Origin of the sequence: Sphingopyxis sp., assembly GCF_036402335.1 — a bacterium.
In the GTDB taxonomy this organism is placed as follows: Bacteria; Pseudomonadota; Alphaproteobacteria; order Sphingomonadales; family Sphingomonadaceae; genus Sphingopyxis.
Genome location: NZ_DASWTD010000201.1, coordinates 1 through 3068, shown reverse-complemented (window position 1 = coordinate 3068; position 3068 = coordinate 1). Strand labels below are relative to the sequence as shown.

Annotated in this window: 4 protein-coding genes; all 4 read right to left on the bottom strand. The window is 62.8% G+C overall.

The window, feature by feature from the left end; genetic code table 11:
- Positions 1-778, bottom strand: a 778-nt coding sequence (locus VGD20_RS06415) for a hypothetical protein (RefSeq protein ID WP_331133659.1), incomplete at its 3' end; no start/stop codon positions are given.
- A 36-nt stretch (positions 779-814) separates the two neighbouring features.
- Positions 815-1609: a fimbria/pilus periplasmic chaperone gene (locus VGD20_RS06410; RefSeq protein WP_331133658.1), complete on the bottom strand. Its 795-nt coding sequence runs from the start codon at positions 1607-1609 to the stop codon at positions 815-817.
- Positions 1610-1699: 90 nt separating this feature from the next.
- A complete protein-coding gene (locus tag VGD20_RS06405; protein ID WP_331133657.1) occupies positions 1700-2251 on the bottom strand; it encodes a spore coat protein U domain-containing protein in 552 nt (183 codons plus the stop codon).
- An 89-nt stretch (positions 2252-2340) separates the two neighbouring features.
- Positions 2341-2907, bottom strand: a complete 567-nt coding sequence (locus tag VGD20_RS06400; protein ID WP_331133656.1) for a spore coat protein U domain-containing protein — start codon at positions 2905-2907, stop codon at positions 2341-2343.
- Between the last annotated feature and the right edge of the window lie 161 nt (positions 2908-3068).

Genomic DNA, 3068 nt, shown 5'->3' with positions numbered 1-3068 from the left:
GGCCGGCACCCGAAAAGACCCGCCGCCCCTTTTCCACCGCGACACCGCCGAGCAACGCGCCGGACATGACCGGAATACCCGACAGCTGGAGGTCGCCGGCGCTCCAGCGCCGCAACTTGTCGATCTCGTCGTAGACCAGGCGTGCGCTGCGTCGGTAAAAGCCGCCCTTGCCGCCCGTCAGGGTACGATCGTAACCGCCATCGAATTCGGCCACGAAGCCCCGAAAGCGAGCCGCGCCGAATACGAGGATCCCGGGATCCTCGAACGTCTCGAAATCCTCGAGGCGAAAATCGCCGACGACATTCACATAGGCGCTGAAGTCTTGAGGCTGCTGTGTCACCGGAACGCGGCTTTCGGTGATCACGGAGCCGAGCGTCTGCACCGCAGCAAGGTTGGGAGCGATACGCTCGACCGTGACTTCGAGCAGGCCCGGGTTGTAGCGCAGCACGACACCGGCGGCTTCGAGTTGCTCGGGCGTCAGGAAGGCCGCGTCGCCCAGCGAAACCGCCAGCGTATCGCGCGCCGGCGGGGCGAGATAGGTAGCAAGCCGGTCGAGCAGCGACGCGCGTTCGTAGCGAATCTGGCCGTCGGGCGTCACTTCGGCGATGATATCACCGTTCAATTGCCCGTTCCGGACCAGCGGGAGTTGCAGTTGCGTCCAGCGCAGCGCGGTCGTGGCAGGGGGCGACGAAGGCGGTCCCTGCTCCTGCATCGCATAGGCGTTGGGCGACTGAATCGCGATCAACGCCAGCGTGATGCGTGAACAATTGCGTAACAACTTAACCGCCCCCTCCGAAATGCCCCGTCTCGTCCCTTATCCTCCAAGTGTAATCTTCACGCCTTCGGCGCGGAGTGGTTCGTCGACCGGGACGAAGAAGACGCGCGCCCCGCCAGGCGGCACGAGCCCGAAGCCGATCGCGTCGCTCATCCGCCCCGGGGTGCGCGATTCCGAAAACGCCGTTCCGTCTTCGCGGGTCCCGGCGATCGTCCACCCGGTGCGCCCCGCGGCGAAAAAGCGCGTACCGCGATTTTCGATCCGGACTTCGATGCCCTTTTCGGTCACCGTCTTTGCTTTTTGCTCTTCGACCGGGAGCTTTTCGTCGGGCGGAATCACCGTTTCGCGAACGAGCGCGCGCGCCGAGGTCACGACCGGGTCGGGCGTGCTGCCGTCGGGCACGACATTGACCAGTACATTGAAGCGCATCACCACCTGGATCCGCGAAATCGCGGGATCGAGATCGACGGGGATCTGGGTCACGGCGGCATAATAGACTTCGGATTTGGTAAGGGGCTCGCCCGGCAGATACTGAATCCGGAAAACCTGCTGCGCATTGGGTGAAATCACGACCTGCGGCGGAAAGACGACGAACTTGTCGTCGGCCGGGGTGAGCATCAGTTCGCCCGCCTCGTTCACGTCGCCGCGATACATGCGCAATTCGACCGGCAGGTTCCGGTTTTCGGAATTGGTAACCTTGATACGCGCGGTCGACCCGCGACCGGTGGGCGACATTTCGACGGTCATCGGCGTGACCCGGGCCGCTTCGCTCGGCGCGGCGCCCAGCGCCAGGCTTGCGGCGGCGACCGCCAGCATCAAAGATTTCCGGAACAAGGCCATTCCCCCAAAACGTATCTTGTCGACTCGTCAGAGTCCGAAAAGGGGGAGCGACGAGCTCCCCCTTTCCCTTTCATGGTACCGCTATCAGACGATCGTGACGGTGACCGTCACGGTGTCCTGATAGTCGCCCGCCAGCGGGCGGGCGTCGGTGTTTTCATTGGCACGGACGCGCGCGCGCAGTTCCACCTGGCGATGGATCGCACCGCGCGTGGTGTTCTGGCCGGTCGAGCCCGCAGTCGAGCTGAACGCCGGGCTGCTGTTGTTGCCGTTGAGATAGTTCAGCGCATAGACCGAATAGTTGATCGTGTCCTTGAACCCGGCGTCGTCGCCCGGCTGCAGCGAACGGGTCTGGTTCTGCAGGACGCCCGCGTCTGCCTCGATCAGCATGCGGTTGCTTTCGTTGCAGCTGAGCCAGAACGGGGTTGTTTCATCGGCCGAGGTGGCGTTGATGAACAGCGAGTTCGAACCGGCGGTCGTGTTGATCGACAGCGTGCCGAGGTCGACATCGCTGATGCCTTCCATCGTGCAGGTTTCGGAAACGTTCGCGTTGATGTCGAAGCTGTCCGAAACCGGAGCGGCCAGTGCGGGAGTCGCGGCGAACATGGCGCCGAGCGAAACGACAAGAAGCTTTTTCATGGTTCAAATCCTTGTTGCAGCCACCCGTGCCTCGCAGGGGCGGCCCGATAGCGGATGGGGGAGGGACGACGCCCCTCCCCCGTTCAGGATCAGATGATCGTGACGGTGACCGTCACGGTATCCTTGTACGTGCCGGCCAGCGGACGGGCATCGAGGTTGCCCAGAAGGGTGACGGCAGCACCCATGTCGATCTGGCGATGGATCGCACCGCGCGACTGGTTCTGGAACAGCGGGCCGAGCAGGCTGTTATAGGCCGGCTGGGTCGCGAAGAGGCCGCTGCGATAGTTCAGGGCAGCGACCGAATAGTTGATCGTGTCCTTGAACCCGGCGTCGTCGCCCGGCTGCAGGCTGCGGTCCTGGTTGACCAGCTTGCCATTGGTCGGAACGATCGACATGCGGTTGGTGTCGTTGCAGCTCAGCCAGAAATTGCCGGCGTTGTCGGCCGACGCGCCGTTCAGGAACAGAGCGTTGCTGCCGGCATTGGTGTTGATCGACAGCGTGCCGAGTTCGATGTCGTTGATGCCTTCCATCGTGCAGGTTTCAGCAACGTTCGCATTGATGTCGAACGAGTCCGAGACCGGAGCGGCGAAAGCAGGAGCCGAAAGGACGGCGGTCGAAGCCACGGCAGCCGCGGCGATCAGACGAGAAAATTTCATTTTACTACTCCCTTTCTTATTAATTTACAAACACTTCACTTTAACGACCCTACTGGTTTCGGTGACCAGCATTTCTGGACGCGCGGATCGATCACGACCGGATTCGCGCAAGGGCGGGCCCGCGATCGCGGGCCTGCGTCATCTGTTTCGGGAGGCTGGTT